This is a genomic window from Prescottella sp. GW823-FHT02E09, from assembly GCF_058797375.1.
In genome coordinates this window covers 197,000-212,620 of the sequence record NZ_JBXAJP010000003.1, presented here as the reverse complement: position 1 = coordinate 212,620, position 15,621 = coordinate 197,000, and the positions used below count along the sequence as shown (strand labels likewise).

General features: G+C 68.5%; 13 protein-coding genes. 12 read left to right on the top strand and 1 reads right to left on the bottom strand.

What is annotated here, in order from left to right; all coding sequences use genetic code 11:
- Positions 1-112 precede the first annotated feature (112 nt).
- Positions 113-373 carry a GlsB/YeaQ/YmgE family stress response membrane protein gene (locus tag AC1RIF_RS08615; protein ID WP_492600947.1) on the top strand — a complete coding sequence of 87 codons (261 nt, stop codon included), beginning with the start codon at positions 113-115 and terminating at the stop codon, positions 371-373.
- A 14-nt stretch (positions 374-387) separates the two neighbouring features.
- Here the strand turns inward: AC1RIF_RS08615 and AC1RIF_RS08610 are convergent, their stop codons facing one another.
- Positions 388-1,020 (bottom strand): SACE_7040 family transcriptional regulator, encoded by a 633-nt coding sequence (locus tag AC1RIF_RS08610; protein ID WP_492600946.1) that lies wholly within the window; start codon positions 1,018-1,020, stop codon positions 388-390.
- 118 nt (positions 1,021-1,138) lie between these two features.
- Between AC1RIF_RS08610 and AC1RIF_RS08605 the strand changes: the two genes are divergently transcribed.
- The 11 genes from AC1RIF_RS08605 (at position 1,139) to AC1RIF_RS08555 (ending at position 15,401) form a co-directional block, all read left to right on the top strand.
- Entirely contained in the window at positions 1,139-2,710 is a 1,572-nt protein-coding gene (locus AC1RIF_RS08605; protein ID WP_492600945.1) for a carboxyl transferase domain-containing protein, read from the top strand.
- Between the two features lie 8 nt (positions 2,711-2,718).
- Positions 2,719-4,761: an acetyl/propionyl/methylcrotonyl-CoA carboxylase subunit alpha gene (locus AC1RIF_RS08600; RefSeq protein WP_492600944.1), complete on the top strand. Its 2,043-nt coding sequence runs from the start codon at positions 2,719-2,721 to the stop codon at positions 4,759-4,761.
- Positions 4,758-5,921, top strand: a complete 1,164-nt coding sequence (locus AC1RIF_RS08595; RefSeq protein WP_492600943.1) for an acyl-CoA dehydrogenase family protein — start codon at positions 4,758-4,760, stop codon at positions 5,919-5,921. The genes AC1RIF_RS08600 and AC1RIF_RS08595 overlap by 4 nt, the downstream gene beginning before the upstream one ends.
- A 3-nt stretch (positions 5,922-5,924) precedes the next feature.
- On the top strand, positions 5,925-6,398 hold the full coding sequence (locus AC1RIF_RS08590; protein ID WP_492600942.1) for a MaoC family dehydratase: 474 nt from the start codon (positions 5,925-5,927) through the stop codon (positions 6,396-6,398).
- Entirely contained in the window at positions 6,395-7,249 is an 855-nt protein-coding gene (locus AC1RIF_RS08585) for an HpcH/HpaI aldolase/citrate lyase family protein (RefSeq protein ID WP_492600941.1), read from the top strand. The genes AC1RIF_RS08590 and AC1RIF_RS08585 overlap by 4 nt, the downstream gene beginning before the upstream one ends.
- A gap of 4 nt (positions 7,250-7,253) precedes the next feature.
- On the top strand, positions 7,254-9,209 hold the full coding sequence (locus tag AC1RIF_RS08580; RefSeq protein ID WP_492600940.1) for an acetoacetate--CoA ligase: 1,956 nt from the start codon (positions 7,254-7,256) through the stop codon (positions 9,207-9,209).
- 163 nt (positions 9,210-9,372) lie between these two features.
- Positions 9,373-10,602 (top strand): ABC transporter substrate-binding protein, encoded by a 1,230-nt coding sequence (locus AC1RIF_RS08575; protein WP_492600939.1) that lies wholly within the window; start codon positions 9,373-9,375, stop codon positions 10,600-10,602.
- A 27-nt stretch (positions 10,603-10,629) separates the two neighbouring features.
- On the top strand, positions 10,630-13,344 hold the full coding sequence (locus AC1RIF_RS08570; RefSeq protein WP_492600938.1) for an ABC transporter permease subunit: 2,715 nt from the start codon (positions 10,630-10,632) through the stop codon (positions 13,342-13,344).
- The gene (locus AC1RIF_RS08565) at positions 13,341-14,060 is read left to right on the top strand and encodes an ABC transporter ATP-binding protein (RefSeq protein ID WP_492600937.1); all 720 of its coding nucleotides are present in this window, start codon (positions 13,341-13,343) and stop codon (positions 14,058-14,060) included. Before AC1RIF_RS08570 ends, AC1RIF_RS08565 begins: the two co-directional genes overlap by 4 nt.
- A 107-nt stretch (positions 14,061-14,167) precedes the next feature.
- Complete coding sequence (locus tag AC1RIF_RS08560) at positions 14,168-14,923, top strand: FadR/GntR family transcriptional regulator (RefSeq protein ID WP_492600936.1); 756 nt, start codon at positions 14,168-14,170, stop codon at positions 14,921-14,923.
- 61 nt (positions 14,924-14,984) lie between these two features.
- Complete coding sequence (locus AC1RIF_RS08555; protein ID WP_492601340.1) at positions 14,985-15,401, top strand: PPOX class F420-dependent oxidoreductase; 417 nt, start codon at positions 14,985-14,987, stop codon at positions 15,399-15,401.
- Positions 15,402-15,621 lie beyond the last annotated feature (220 nt).

Here is a 15,621-nt window from a genome sequence, read left to right as displayed (position 1 = left end):
ACTGTCGCAACGATTTGTGCAAACTCCCGCCCTGGCTCGACCGAGGTCGTACTTTCGAGCCAGGGCGGGAGTGCGTTCCGCGCATGGTGGGGGCTGACGGAAGGAGCCCGGCATGGGCGAGATCATCGGCACGATCATCTTCGGCGCAGTCATCGGTGTGCTGGCGCGGCTGGTGCTTCCCGGCAAGCAGCCGATGGGCTGGATCATCACAGTGGTGATCGGCATTGCCGGCGCGCTCATCGGGTATTGGCTGTGGGGTGCCCTCGGCGGTACCGACACACCCGGAATCGATTGGTGGCGTTGGGTGATCAGTATCGTCGCAGCGGCCGTGCTGGCTCTGGGCTACACGGCTATCGCCGCCAGGAGGCGATAGCGCGGGTTCCGCGTCTACGCCGAATCTGTGAGCAACGCAGCGAGCGCCATCCTGCGCAGCACCGCGCGAGTCGTGTCCCCGTTCGTCGCATCGACGGACGGGGACGCGGCGCTGTACGGGGTCGAGTTGATGAGTCCGAACGTCGCGTGCGCCGCGACACGGGCCCGCGTCGCGTCGAGTCCCGGATCGATCCGCCGCAGTATGTCCACCCAGATCTCCACGTACCGGCGCTGCGTCTGGCGCACACGGTGGCGGGCGTCGTCGGGCAGCGAGTGCAGGTCCCGATCCTGCACCCGGATCAGGTCGGGCTCGCCGAGCGCGAAGTCGAGGTGGAAGTCCACCAGTTCCTCGAGCGCCCCCCGCGGGTCCGCCACCCGCTCGGTGACGTCCGTGCCGCCCGTGAGCAGTCGCTCGCTGATGTCGGTGAGCAGCTCCACGAGCAGGGCGTCCTTGTTGGGGAAGTGCCGGTACACGGCCGGGCCGCTGATGCCCACCGCGGAGCCCAGGTCCTCGAGGCGGACTCCGGGGAAGCCGCGCTCGGCGATCAGTCGGGCAGCAGCGCGCAACAACTCCCGGCGACGGTCGGCTTTGGCCTGGCTGCGCCTGCTGGGGGCGGCGGGCCCCGCATCACGGTCGACGTCGGTCATCGGTCACTTTTTCCTGTTCGTGTGATCTGGACAACTCAGTTAATCACGGATAACCTGATTTCAGTTATTCGGAATTAACCGAATCTCATCGTATCTATCGAACTGCGAGGACGGTGACGTGACAACCGCTCGAACCGCATCAACCACTCCCCATCGGGAACAGCACCTCGCCCTCGTGTCCGAGTTGCGCGACAAGCTGGCCGCGGCGGCGCTCGGTGGCAGCGAGAAGTCCCGTGAGCGCCATGTCGCTCGCGGCAAGCTACTGCCGCGCGACCGCGTGGACGCCCTGCTCGATCCGGGCAGCCCGTTTCTCGAACTGGCTCCGCTCGCCGCGAACGGCATGTACGGCGACGAGTGCCCCGGCGCCGGCGTGATCGGAGGTGTCGGACGGGTCTCCGGCCGTGAGTGCGTGATCGTCGCGAACGATGCCACCGTCAAAGGTGGCACCTATTACCCGATGACGGTCAAGAAGCACCTGCGGGCGCAGGAGATCGCGCTGCAGAACAATCTCCCGTGCGTCTACCTCGTCGACTCCGGCGGGGCGTTCCTGCCGATGCAGGACGAGGTGTTTCCGGATCGTGAGCACTTCGGCCGGATCTTCTACAACCAGGCGACCATGAGCGCCAAGGGAATTCCGCAGATCGCCGCGGTGCTCGGCTCGTGCACCGCGGGCGGGGCGTACGTCCCGGCGATGAGCGACGAAGCGGTGATCGTGCGCAATCAGGGCACGATCTTCCTCGGCGGGCCGCCGCTGGTGAAGGCCGCGACCGGTGAGGTGGTCACCGCGGAGGAACTCGGCGGCGGCGACCTGCACTCCAAGGTCTCGGGCGTCACCGATCATCTCGCCGAGGACGATCTCGACGCGTTGCGGATCGTCCGCAACATCGTCGCGACGTTCGGCCCGCGCGCACCGCGCCCGTGGGATGTCGCGGAGACCGTCGCACCCGCGGCGGATCAGACCGAGCTGTACGACGTGGTGCCCACCGATCCGCGCACCCCGTACGACGTGCGCGAGGTCATCACCCGTCTCGTCGACGGCGCTCCTGCGGGCGGCGCCGGCTTCCAGGAGTTCAAGGCCGAGTACGGCAAGACGCTGGTGACCGGGTTCGCCCGCATCCACGGCCACCCGGTCGGCATCGTCGCCAACAACGGCGTGCTGTTCGCCGAGTCGGCCATGAAGGGCGCCCACTTCATCGAACTGTGCGACAAGCGCAGCATCCCGCTGCTGTTCCTGCAGAACATCACCGGGTTCATGGTCGGCCGCGAGTACGAGGCCGGCGGCATCGCCAAGCACGGCGCCAAGATGGTCACCGCCGTCGCGTGTGCACGGGTGCCGAAGCTGACGGTCGTGATCGGCGGTTCCTACGGCGCCGGCAACTACTCGATGTGCGGGCGGGCGTACTCGCCCCGCTTCCTGTGGATGTGGCCCAATGCGCGCATCTCGGTGATGGGCGGCGAGCAGGCGGCCTCCGTTCTCGGCGCTGTCGGTTCCGGGCGAGACTCGGGGCGAGACCCCGACTCGATCAGAGCCCAGTACGAGGCACAGGGCAACCCCTACTACTCGACGGCCCGGTTGTGGGACGACGGCATCATCGACCCTGCGGACACCAGAACCGTTGTCGGGCTGGCCCTGTCGGCGTGCGCCAACGCGCCGCTCGAGCCGGTGTCCTACGGCGTCTTCCGGATGTGAGGACACACATGACTACTCAGTTCGATACCGTTCTGGTGGCCAACCGCGGCGAGATCGCGGTTCGGGTCATTCGTACGTTGCGGCAGATGGGCATCCGCTCGGTCGCGGTCTACAGCGACGCCGACGCCGACGCCCGCCACGTCCGCGAGGCGGACGTCGCGGTGCTGATCGGGCCCGCTGCGGCGCGCGAGAGCTACCTCGACATCGACCGGGTTCTCGACGCCGCGAAGCGGACCGGAGCCCAGGCGATCCACCCCGGATACGGTTTCCTGTCGGAGAACTCGGCATTCGCGGCCGCGTGTGACGCTGCCGGCATCGCGTTCCTCGGCCCGTCGGCGCGGGCCATCGAGGTGATGGGCGACAAGATCACCGCGAAGAACGCGGTGGCCGAGTTCGATGTCCCGGTCGTGCCGGGCATCGCGCGGCCGGGCCTGTCCGACGCCGAGCTGATCGCGGCCGCCGGGGACATCGGCTACCCGGTCCTGGTGAAGCCGTCTGCGGGCGGTGGCGGTAAGGGCATGCGGCTCGTCGAAGCGGCGGGCGATCTTCCGGCCGCACTCGCCAGTGCGCGCCGTGAGGCGGCGTCGGCGTTCGGCGACGACACCCTGTTCCTGGAACGGTTCGTGTTGCGCCCCCGGCACATCGAGGTCCAGGTCCTCGCGGACCGGCACGGCAACGTGGTGCACCTCGGGGAGCGCGAGTGCAGTCTGCAGCGCCGGCACCAGAAGGTGATCGAGGAGGCGCCGTCGCCGCTGCTCGACCCGCAGACCCGGGCACGGATCGGTGAGGCGGCCTGCAACACCGCTCGCAGTGTCGACTACACCGGTGCCGGAACCGTCGAATTCATCGTGTCCGCCGACCGGCCCGACGAGTTCTTCTTCATGGAGATGAACACCCGCCTGCAGGTCGAGCATCCGGTCACCGAGATGGTCACCGGCCTCGACCTGGTCGAGTGGCAGGTGCGGGTCGCGGCCGGCGAGCCGCTCGGCTTCGCTCAGGACGACGTCACACTCACCGGTCACGCGATCGAGGCCCGGGTCTACGCGGAGGATCCCGCCCGCGGCTTCCTGCCCACCGGTGGCACGGTACTCGGGCTGTGTGATGCGTCCGGTGCGGGAGTGCGGGTCGATTCCGGACTGCACGACGGGACGGTCGTCGGCAGCGACTACGACCCGATGCTCGCGAAGGTGATCGCGCACGGCGACGACCGCGCCGAGGCGCTGCGTCGGCTCGACCGTGCGTTGTCCGGCACCGCGGTCCTCGGTGTGGTGACCAACGTCGACTTCCTCCGGTTCCTGCTCGCCGACGACGACGTCCGCGCCGGACGTCTCGACACGGGGCTGCTCGACCGGCGCGTCGGGGACTACCGCGCGCCGGCGGCCGGCGACGACGTCCTGGTCGCGGCGGCCGCACACCACTGGCTCGGGTTGTGGCACCGCGGCACCGGGCTCGGATCCGATCCGTGGGACATGCCCAGCGGATGGCGCGTCGGCGGCCGACACCCGATCGCGTTGCGGCTGCGCTGCGGTGACCGCACCGAGCACGTCCTGATCACGGGTACGCCCGAGGACGGTCTCGCCCGCATCGAGGGCGGCGAGAACCGAACGCTCACGGCCCGGCTCGACGGCGGCGCCCTGACCGTCGTGATCGACGGCCGCCGCTTCGTCCACCACGTCGCTGCGACGTCTCCGGACGACGGAACCCTGTGGCTGGCCGGTGCAGACGGCACGTGGAGCGTCTCGCAGCTTCGTGAGGCCAGTGTCCGCGGCGCGGATGCCCACACCGGCGATGCCGAACTGACCAGTCCCATGCCGGGCACCGTCATCGCCGTGCACGTCGCGGACGGCGACGACGTCGTTGCCGGAACCGCGGTGGTGGTCGTCGAGGCCATGAAGATGGAGCACGCCCTCACCGCACCGATCGACGGCGTCGTCGAGGTCCTCGTCTCCCCGGGCGACCAGGTCAAGGTCGACCAACCCCTGGCGCGGGTCAGCCCCGCCGCCGAATCAGAACGATCACCCGAACTCGCAACGGAGGATGTCGCGTCATGACCGAATACCTGTCCACCGGATCACTGCCCGACGAGTACCAGCAGTTGGCGAAGACCGTTCGGGACTTCGCACAGAATGTCGTTGCTCCCGTGTCCGCGGAACACGATGCGAACCACACCTTCCCGTACGAGGTGGTCGACGGAATGGCGGACATGGGCCTGTTCGGTCTGCCGTTCCCCGAGGAGTACGGCGGCATGGGCGGCGACTACTTCGCGCTGTGCCTCGCGCTCGAGGAACTCGGCAAGGTCGACCAGTCCGTCGCGATCACCCTCGAGGCGGGCGTCTCGCTCGGCGCGATGCCGGTGTTCCGCTTCGGCAACGAAGAGCAGAAGCAGGAATGGCTGCCGCAGCTCACGAGCGGAAAGGCGTTGGCGGCCTTCGGGCTCACCGAACCCGGCGCCGGCAGCGACGCGGGCGGCACCCGTACCACCGCCAAGCTCGTGGACGGTCAGTGGACCATCAACGGCAACAAGCAGTTCATCACCAACTCCGGCACGAACATCACCAGGCTCGTCACGGTCACGGCCGTCACCGGGACCAAGGACAACGGGCGCAAGGAGATCTCCACCATCCTCGTGCCGACGTCGACCCCCGGTTTCACCGCAGAACCCGCGTACAACAAGGTCGGCTGGAACGCCTCCGACACCCACCCGCTCACCTTCCAGGACGTGCGGGTGCCCGAGGCGAACCTGCTCGGCGAGCGCGGCCGCGGCTACGCGAACTTCCTGCGCATCCTCGACGAGGGGCGTATCGCGATCGCGGCCCTGTCCGTCGGCGCGGCGCAGGGCTGCGTCGACGAGTCCGTCCGCTATGCGAAGGAGCGCGAGGCGTTCGGCCGGCCGATCGGGGCCAACCAGGCCATCGAGTTCAAGCTCGCTCGCATGGAGGCACGCGCCCACGTCGCGCGGACCGCGTACTACGACGCCGCGGCACTCATGCTGTCGGGCAAGCCGTTCAAGAAGCAGGCGTCGATCGCGAAGTTGATCGCGAGTGAAGCCGCGATGGACAATGCGCGCGATGCCACCCAGATCTTCGGTGGATACGGTTTCATGAACGAGTACCCGGTGGCCCGGCACTACCGCGACAGCAAGATCCTCGAGATCGGCGAGGGCACCACCGAGGTGCAGTTGATGCTGATCGCGCGGGAAATGGGGGTGTGACGGGTGACGTTGCGGAAGATCGTCCAGCGCGGGCTGTGGTTCGAGGAGCTCGAGACCGGGGTCGTGTATGCGCACCGCCCGGGGCGCACCATCACCGAGGCCGACAACGTCCTGTTCACGACGCTGACGATGAACACCCAGGCGCTGCACCTCGATGCCGCGTTCGCCGCGGAGACGCAGTTCGGTGAGCGGCTGGTCAATTCGATGTTCACGCTGTCCACACTGGTGGGGTTGTCGGTGGCGCAGTTGACGCAGGGCACCATCGTCGCGAATCTCGGATTCTCCGAGATCGCGTTTCCCAAACCGTTGTTCCATGGTGACACCCTCTATGCCGAGACCGTCGTCACGGACCTACGCGAGTCGCGTAGCAGGCCGGGGGAGGGCATCGTGACGTTCGAACACACCGGGCGCAACCAGCACGGCGACGTGGTCGCCACCGCGGTCCGCAAGACGCTCGTGCGGAAGAAGCCGGCATGAACGGCGATCCGCTCGACCTGTGGGCCGGTGCGCTTCCCGGCCCGGCATGGCTGTTCTGTCCGGCCGACCGTCCCGAGCGGTTCGCGAAGGCGGCGGAAGCCGCCGACGTCGTGATCCTCGATCTCGAGGACGGCGTCGCGCCCGCGGACAAGGAGGCGGCGCGACGGGCATTGGTGGACGTGCCGCTCGATCCGGCCCGCACCGTGGTGCGCGTCAACGCGCACGGCACCGACGACTACGCCCTCGACTGTGCGGTACTCGATCGCACGCCGTACACCGCGGTGATGCTGCCCAAGTGCGAATCCGTCGACCAGGTGCTCGATCTCGCGCCGCTGGCGGTGGTCGTGCTGATCGAGTCGCCGATGGGTGCCTTGACGGTGCCACAGACCGTGCAGGCCGCGAATGCGGTGGGCGTGATGTGGGGTGCCGAGGACCTGGTCGCCGGTCTGGGCGGGGCGTCCAGCCGCAAGGCCGACGGCAGCTACCGCGACATCGCGCGACACGTGCGGTCCGTGGCGCTGCTCGCCGCGAAGGCGCACGGACGGTTCGCGCTGGACTCGGTGTTCCTCGACATCCCCGATCTGGACGGGCTCGCGGACGAGTGTGACGACGCCGTCGCCGTCGGGTTCGACGGGAAGGTCGCGATCCACCCGCGGCAACTCGACGTCATCCGGCACGCGTACGCGCCGACGTCGGAGCAGTTGGGTTGGGCCGAACAGGTTCTCGCCGCGGCGTCCCGGGAGCGGGGTGTGTTCACGTTCGAGGGACGGATGGTCGATGCGCCCGTGCTGCGGCACGCGGAGGAGATCGTACGAAGGTCCGGCATCGCCCGCGCCGGGGGAGAAGAGTGAGCGCATGACGAGCGAGCAGGTGCAGCCCCGGCCGCAGTGGGTGCCGACCGACACGGACATCGAGAACGCCCGAATCACCGACTTCGCCCGGTGGGTTGAGCGGCGGACCGGGCTCTCGCTGCCGGACTACGACTCGTTGCGGCGGTGGTCCGTGGACCACCTCGGAGACTTCTGGCAGGCGGTGTGGGACTACTTCGAGGTTCGGTCCACCACCGACCCGGGACCGGCGCTGGCGAATCGTGCGATGCCCGGCGCGGTGTGGTTCCCCGGAGCCCGGCTCAACTACGTCGACCACGTCATGCGGTGTGCCCGCACCGATCGGCCCGCCGTCGTCTACGAGTCCGAGGACGGCCACTCGGAGACGCTGAGCCGGCCGGAACTGCTCCGACAGACCGGAGCGCTCGCCGCGACTCTGCGATCGCTCGGTGTCGGTGAGGGCGATCGGGTGGTGGGCTACCTGCCGAACGTGCCCGAGGCGGTGGTCGCGTTCCTCGCGACCGTCAGCCTCGGTGCGGTCTGGGCGGCATGCGGTCAGGACTACTCGGCGCCTGCCGCGCTGGACCGGCTCGGCCAGCTCGAGCCCAAGGTCCTGATCGCCGCGGACGGCTACCGCTTCGGTGGCCGGGTCCACCCGCGGCACGAGGAGATCGAGAATCTGCGGACCGGCATGCCCTCGCTCGTCGGCACCGTCGTGGTGTCACGGCTCACCGCCGAACCGGTGCCGGACGCGATCGCGTGGGCCGACGCCACCGCGGGCGACGCACCGCTCGAGCCCGTGCCGGTACCGTTCGACCACCCGCTGTGGGTGGTGTTCTCCTCGGGTACCACCGGGCTACCCAAGGGCATCGTGCACGGACACGGCGGCGTTCTCCTCGAGCACGTCAAATCCCTTGCGCTGCAGATGGACATCGGTCCATCGGACACGTTCCTGTGGTACACCAGCCCCAGTTGGATGATGTGGAACTTCCAGGTCGCCGGCCTGCTGGTGGGCGCCACGATCGTCTGCTACGACGGCAGTCCCGGATACCCCGAGGCGGACTCGTTGTGGGCGCTGGCCGCCCGGCACCGGGTCACCGTGCTGGGCACCAGCCCCGGGTATGTGCTGGCCTGTTCCAAGGCCGGCGTCGTCCCGCGCCGCGACCACGATCTGAGCGCGCTCCGTGCCGTCGGGATCACCGGGTCGACGCTGCCGGCATCGTCGTCGATTTGGTTGGCGCACAACGTCGGCGAGTCGGTTCCGGTCTTCTCGATCACCGGTGGCACGGATGTGGTCTCGGCGTTCATCGGCGGTGCCCGCACCGTGCCGGTGTGGCCCGGCGAACTGTCCGCGCCGTGCCTCGGGGTCGCACTCGACGCCTTCGGCCCCGACGGGCACTCGATCCGAGAGGGCGTGGGGGAACTGGTCGTCACCGAGCCGATGCCCTCGATGCCGGTCAGGTTCTGGAACGATCCCGACGGAAAGCGGTACCGCGAGGCATATTTCGAGGATTTTCCCGGGGTGTGGCGGCACGGCGACTGGATCACCGTCACCGAGCGTGGCAGCGTCGAGATGCATGGACGATCCGATTCCACGCTCAACCGCAACGGCATCAGGATGGGCAGCGCCGACATCTACCAGGCCGTCGAACGTCTGCCCGAGGTCGTCGAGGCGCTCGTCATCGGGGCCGAGCAGCCGGACGGTGGGTACTGGATGCCGCTGTTCGTCGTTCTCGCGGACGGGGCGGTGCTCGACGCCGACCTCGAGGATCGCATCAAGTCCGTCATCCGGGAACAGGCTTCGCCGCGGCACGTCCCGGACGAGGTCATCGCGGCACCCGGGGTCCCGCACACACGGACGGGGAAGAAGCTGGAGGTCCCGATCAAACGGATGTTCCAGGGTGCCGATGCCGCGCGAATCATGGATCGGAGTGCGATCGACGCCCCGGAACTCATCGATTGGTATCTCGCCCAGAAGCGGTGACGGCGGCTGACGAGGTATTTCGGTGCGCGCCGCAACGAAAATCGCGATCTTTGCAAAAACCTGCATTCCGTTCCCATACGCTGCTGCCGAGGTCGGGCGGGAGTGAGGGACGTCACTCCCGGGGATTGACGAGATGTAGCTGCCCACACGCAAAGGACGCGCCGTGAACCTGAAGAGATTTACCCCCGCAATAGCCGCTGTTGTCGCCGCCGGGCTGCTCGCATCGGGCTGTAGCAGTGACGACAGTTCCGCGGATCCGGCTGAGAACGCCGCCACCGGGGCGCCGATCAAGGTCGGTCAGATCGTCCCCATCGAGGCGCCGGGCCTCGGATCCGTCGGCTATGCCGCGAGCCTGGTCGCGTCGGTCGACGCATTCAACGCGCGGGGCGGCGTGAAGGGACGGCCGCTCGAACTGCTGCAGTGCGACTCCATGGGTGATCCGAACAAGGAGGTCGACTGCGTGAACAAGATGGTCGCCGAGGGGGTTGTCGCGACCCTCGCGGACTTCACGCCGGCTTCGGCCGAGGCGTCGTCGAAGATCCTTCAGGACGCCGGCATCGCGCGGGTCGGGCTGAACCCGGTGAACATGGCGGACTTCACCGCGACGAACGTCTACACCCCGTTCTCCGGCTCGCTGCTCAACCTTTACGGGATGATCGACATTCTGGTGGCGCAGGGCAAGACCAAGCTCAGCCTGATGCGGCCCGACCTCCCGGTAACCGCGCAGCTGGTCGGCCTGCTGACCCCGGCGGTACAGGCGAAGGGCGCGGAGATCGTCAACGACGTCGCGGTGGGTGCGGGCGCGACCGACTACACCCAGTTCATCGCCGCGGCCGAGCGTAACGGCGCACAGGGCGTGATCATGGCGCTGGGTTCCACAGACGCCAACCCGATCTCCCAGGCGTTCGAGCAGCTCGGGTCGAAGCTGACCTTCGCGCTGGGGACGGCGGGCTTCACCCAAGCCGACCTGCAGGACCTCGGCACCTTCGCGACCTCCTCGACGTACACCAGCCCGACCCCCGCGCCCTCGTCCAGCACCGAGGACTTCCCCGGACTCGAGGACTTCCTCTCGGACATGGAGAAGTCCGGCAAGGACGAGCTCGTGCGGGAGAACCTCAACGGCGACACGGTGAACCCGTGGCTGTCGGTGCGCGCGTTCGGCGAGGTGGCAAATGGGTTGGCGGACATCAACAAGAGCACGGTCCTGCAGGGATTCGAGAATGCCGAGGACCTCGACATGGCCGGTCTGATCCCGGCGTGGTCACCGGGTGCGGTGGAGCCTTTCGGGATCTTCCAGCGGGTCTCGAACTCGATGATGTACCGAATGACGTTCGACGGTGACGTGCTGGTCACCGATCCGAACCAGTACGACCTGCGCACCCCCACCGCCTAGTCCACGCCCCCACCCTGGAGATGACGAATGACTGAGTTCTTGCAGTTCGCGATTCTCGGCCTGGGAGCGGGCTCGGCCTACGCGCTCCTGGCGCAGGGCATCGTGCTGGTCTACCGCGGATCCGGGGTGGTGAACTTCGCCCAGGGCGCGATCGCCATGGTGGGGGCCTACATATGCCTGGAAACCCTGCAGCGCGACCATGACTGGGGTCTGCTGCCGGCTTTCCTGGTGGCGGTCGTGGTGGCCGGACTGATCGGACTGGCATTTCAGCTGCTGGTGCTGCGGTGGCTCACGAATGCCGCGCCGATCGTCCGGCTGGCCGCGACTCTCGGCCTGATGGTGATCCTGCAGGCGGGGGTGCAGCAGTACTACGGCAGCACGTCGATCCGGGTGAAGACCTTCCTGCCGGACGCCGCGTACCGCTGGGGAGATGTTGTGGTGCAGCAGGATCGGATGATCCTGTTGGGGATCGCGGTGGCGTCGACGGTGGCACTCTGGGCGTGGACCAGGTTCACCCGGGTGGGCCTGGCCATCACCGCCTCCGCCGAGAACGAGCGAGCCGCTGCCGCGCTCGGTTGGTCCCCGCAGCGGCTGGCTGCGCTGACCTGGACCATCGGCGGCGCACTGGCCGGCGGAGCCGGAATCCTGGTGGCGCCTCTGACCGGGCTCACGCCGTCGGCCTTCGTAGTGATCGTGACGGTCTCGGCGCTTGCCGCGGCACTGCTCGGCGGCTTCCGCTCCTTCCCCCTCACCCTGCTCGGAGGCTTGCTGCTCGGCGTGGGTGAGAGCCTGGTCGTCCTGTACCAGGACGACGTGCGGGATCTGCTCGGGATGGAAACGCTCACCGGCGTCAACCGGGCGGTGCCGTTCGCGGTGATCCTGGTGGTTCTGGTCGTGCGGGGGAAGGGGCTGCCGCTGCGCAGTCATGTATCCGAGCGGCTTCCCAAGCTCGGATCCGGCGAGATCCGTTGGCCGCTAGTCGTTCTCGGGATACTGGTGGCGGTGGGCATCATCCTGAGCGGCGGTGACTGGCTGCGGTCGCTGACCCTGACCCTGGCCGCGGCGGTGTTCCTGCTCTCGATCGTGGTGCTGACCGGTTTCGCCGGCCAACTCTCGCTCGCCCAGTACACCGTAGGTGGCCTGGGTGCGCTGTTCGCAGCGCGACTCGTCGGTCAGGCCGGCTGGCCGTTGGTGCCCGCGGCCCTGGTCAGCGTGGTGTCGGTGATCGCGATCGGCGTGGTGTTCGCCCTGCCGGCGCTGCGCACGCGGGGGGTGAACCTGGCGGTGGTCACCCTGGGTCTCGGGTTCACCATCCAGGAGATGGTGTTCAACAACCCGACCTTCACGGGGGACAAGCTCGAGGGCTCGGTGAAGATCAACCAGCTGAGCATGTTCGGACTCGACGTGACGCCGAGTGTCCATCCCGAGCGGTGGGCGACGGTGTGCCTCGTGGCGTTGGTCGTCTGCGGTCTGATCGTCGCGAACCTGCGGCGCTCGCGGACCGGGCGCCGGCTCATCGCCGTGCGCACCAACGAGCGGGCCGCGGCCTCCCTCGGCATCAGCGTGTTCGGGGTCAAGATCTACGCCTTCGCGCTCGCGTCCGGCCTGGCCGCGGTGGCGGGAATTCTTCTGGGCCTGCGCAACACCGCCGTCACCTACCTAGAGTTCAACGTGTTCGCGTCGATCAACGCCGTCGTCCAGGCGGTGACCGGCGGCCTCGGGTTCGTCACGGGTGGCCTCATCGGCTCGCTCATGGCGCCCGGCGCCCTCTTCAGCCGGCTGCTGTCCGGCTTGGCCATCGCCGCGCTGCTGGGCGGCATCATCCTCATCGTCACCCTGCTCACCAACCAGAACGGCATCGCCGACATGATCTCCCGAGGGATTCGGAAGGTCCCGGGGCTGGGTGAGCGGGCGACGCGCACCAAGCGAGGTGTCCACGACCTCTCGGCCGAATCGCCGACCGGTTCGGTCACCCCGACGCCACTGACGGTGCGCGGCCTGACGGTGCGGTTCGGCGGCGTGACCGCTGTCGACGGCGTCGATCTCGACATCGCGCCCGGACTGGTGGTGGGTCTGATCGGACCCAACGGTGCGGGCAAGACCACCGTGATCGATGCGATCACCGGATTCGTCAGCCCCACGTCCGGCCGGCTCACACTCGGCGACCAGGACATCACCGGCTGGACCGCCGCGCGGCGGTCCAAGGGCGGACTCCGTCGGTCCTTCCAATCGCTCGAACTGTTCGAGGACGTCACGGTCGGTGAGAACATCCACGCCGGCGCCGACGAGTCGACGTGGCGCACGTGGTTCACCGACCTGGTCCGCCCCGGTCGGCACCCGCTCTCGCCGAGCGCGTCGACGGTCGTGCGGGACTTCGAGTTGGAGAACGACCTGGACGTGTTGCCGGGTGAGCTGTCGTACGGTCGGCGCCGACTGGTGGGTATCGCCAGGGCGGTTGCCTCCGCTCCGTCCGTCATCCTGCTCGACGAGCCGGCGGCCGGACTGGACGACGCAGAGAGCCGTGAGCTCGCCCTGGCCATCCGGCACCTCGCGGTGCAGCGCGGGGCGGGCGTGCTCCTCGTCGAGCACGACATGGGCCTGGTGATGTCCACCTGCGACCGGATCGTTGTGCTGGAGGCGGGCCGGGTGATCGCGGCCGGCACCCCGGACGAGATCTCCGCCAGCGCGGCGGTCCGCGATGCATACCTGGGTACCGACGACGAGACGGAGGCGGCGCGATGACCACCACGAGCGAGAAGACGGTCGCGGCCGAGGCCGTGCTCGAATGCCGCGGCTTGAGCGCGGGCTACGCCGGTGCGGTGGTCTGCCGCGACCTCGACATCTCTGTGCGGTCCGGCGAGGTCGTGGCGCTCATCGGCGCCAACGGGGCGGGCAAGTCCACGACGATGCTGACGGTGGCCGGGGAACTGACGCCGATCGCGGGCTCGCTCTCGGTGCTCGGCTCGCAGCGGCGTGCGTCGTTGTCGGCACTGGCGCGGCGAGGAATGAGCTACGTCACCGAGGAACGCTCGGTGATCATGGGGCTGACCGCCGCCGAGAACCTCCGATTGGCCGGCGTGTCGGCCGACGACGCGTGTGCGGTGTTTCCGGAGCTGCGGGCGCTGCTCCGGCGACCTGCCGGGCTGATGTCCGGTGGTGAACAGCAGATGCTCACGCTGGCCCGGGCGCTGGCACGGAACCCTCGGCTCCTGCTGGCGGACGAGCTGTCGCTGGGTCTGGCGCCGCAGATCGTGCAGCGTCTGCTCGCGGTGGTGCGGTCCGCGGCCGACGATCGCGGTGTCGGCGTCCTGCTGGTCGAACAGCACGTCCGCCAGGTGCTGACCGTCGCCGACCGGGTGTACGTCATGCGGCGCGGGCAGGTGATCCTGGAGGGGACCGCTGCCGATATCGGCGCGGATCTGGACGCGGTGCAGCGTGCCTACCTGTCGGGTGGGTGAGGCGTCGGCAACGTCGGTACCGGCCAAATCGGTTAACAGTTGTACCCTTGGTCGTTCGTCGAGCCTGTTCAGGCGGGCTTCGATCCAACGGAGTTTGAAGGGGCGTCGTGGCAGCCGGAGCGAAATCGTCGGTGGTTCGGGTACCGAAGGCTGGTGAGTTGGTCGCTGCGAACTTGCGTCGGCGGATCATCACCGGTGAACTCGGTGCGGGAGATCCGCTGCCGAACGAGTCGGTGCTGATGGAGCAGTTCGGGGTGTCCCGGCCCACGCTCCGTGAGGCATTCCGGATCCTCGAATCGGAGTCCATCATCACCGTGCTGCGCGGCGCCCGCGGCGGTGCCCGGGTCATGGCTCCGGACGCATCGGTCGCCGCGCGGTACACGGGTCTGCTGCTGCAGTACCAGGGGACACCGCTCGTGGACGTCTATCGGGCCCGCGCATCGCTCGAGGTGTCGGCGGTCGGTGTGCTCGCCGGCCCCGGCCACGCGGACGTGCTCGACCGGCTCGCCGCGATGATCGCGGAGGGGGCGCAGTTGGTGGACGACGCTGCCGCCTTCGCGCATCACGACGTACAGCTGCATCAGAGTCTGGTGGACCTGGCGGGCAACGAGACCCTCGCGGTGCTCGCGGGCATGCTCGTCCACATCATCGAGGCCCACAACGCGCTGTTCATCGCCGCACACGGGAACGAGCACGAGCAGCCGGCCGCACGTGCCGCGCAGCGCGCCTACACCAAACTGCTCGATCACCTGCGCCGTGGCGATGCGATCGAGGCCCAGGACTTCTGGCGCAAGCACCTGGACGGAATCGAGAAGTACATGGTGGGCGACTCCGCGACGACGCTCGTCGAGGTCCTGTCCTGACCGACCCCGTCGAGCCCGGCGGGACGGCCGCAACTCGCGTACTGTGCGGTCTGTGAGCACTCTGCGCGACGCGAAGGTCCGGGAATTTCTCACACACGGAACTCGGACCGGCAAGTTGGGATATCTGTCCGGAGACGGTCGACCGCTGGTCGCTCCGGTCTGGTTCGTGCTCGAAGGCGACGAGGTGGTGTTCAACACCGGCGCGGACACGGCGAAGGGCCGGTACCTCGCCCGCGATCCTCGGGTGGTGATGTGCGTCGATCTCGAGGAGCCGCCGTACGCATTCGTGCAGATCCAGGGTGACGCCGTCCTGTCGACCGACGCCGACGAGCTGGTACGGGTCGCGACCGATGTCGGTCGGCGGTACATGGGTGCCGACCGCGCCGAGGAGTTCGGACGGCGCAACGGTGTCCCCGGCGAACTCGTGGTCCGAGTCCGCCCGACCCGGGTGATCGCGGCACTCGACGTCACCGAGTGACGCTGCGGGAGCCGTCCGGAAGTGCTTTTCGGTGGGGGAAGCCTGTAAGTTCATCCGAGTGCTCAACCCAGGATCTTCGGTGATCGACCGCCATACGTGACCCCTCGGGCAGACCGGGGCGCGGCGAGTGTGATCGAGCACAATCCACGTGGTTGGCCGTCCCTCCCTCAACTCGGTGACCGGCGCCTGCCGGTGCTTCCCTGCTGTAACGAACCAGGTC

What these genes read in the sequence shown, in the direction of transcription:
- AC1RIF_RS08615 (WP_492600947.1), top strand. Translation starts at nt 113, where the DNA reads ATGGGCGAGATCATCGGCACGATCATCTTCGGCGCAGTCATCGGTGTG.
- AC1RIF_RS08610 (WP_492600946.1), bottom strand. Translation starts at nt 1,020, where the DNA reads ATGACCGACGTCGACCGTGATGCGGGGCCCGCCGCCCCCAGCAGGCGC.
- AC1RIF_RS08600 (WP_492600944.1), top strand. Translation starts at nt 2,719, where the DNA reads ATGACTACTCAGTTCGATACCGTTCTGGTGGCCAACCGCGGCGAGATC.
- AC1RIF_RS08595 (WP_492600943.1), top strand. Translation starts at nt 4,758, where the DNA reads ATGACCGAATACCTGTCCACCGGATCACTGCCCGACGAGTACCAGCAG.
- AC1RIF_RS08585 (WP_492600941.1), top strand. Translation starts at nt 6,395, where the DNA reads ATGAACGGCGATCCGCTCGACCTGTGGGCCGGTGCGCTTCCCGGCCCG.
- AC1RIF_RS08580 (WP_492600940.1), top strand. Translation starts at nt 7,254, where the DNA reads ATGACGAGCGAGCAGGTGCAGCCCCGGCCGCAGTGGGTGCCGACCGAC.
- AC1RIF_RS08570 (WP_492600938.1), top strand. Translation starts at nt 10,630, where the DNA reads ATGACTGAGTTCTTGCAGTTCGCGATTCTCGGCCTGGGAGCGGGCTCG.
- AC1RIF_RS08565 (WP_492600937.1), top strand. Translation starts at nt 13,341, where the DNA reads ATGACCACCACGAGCGAGAAGACGGTCGCGGCCGAGGCCGTGCTCGAA.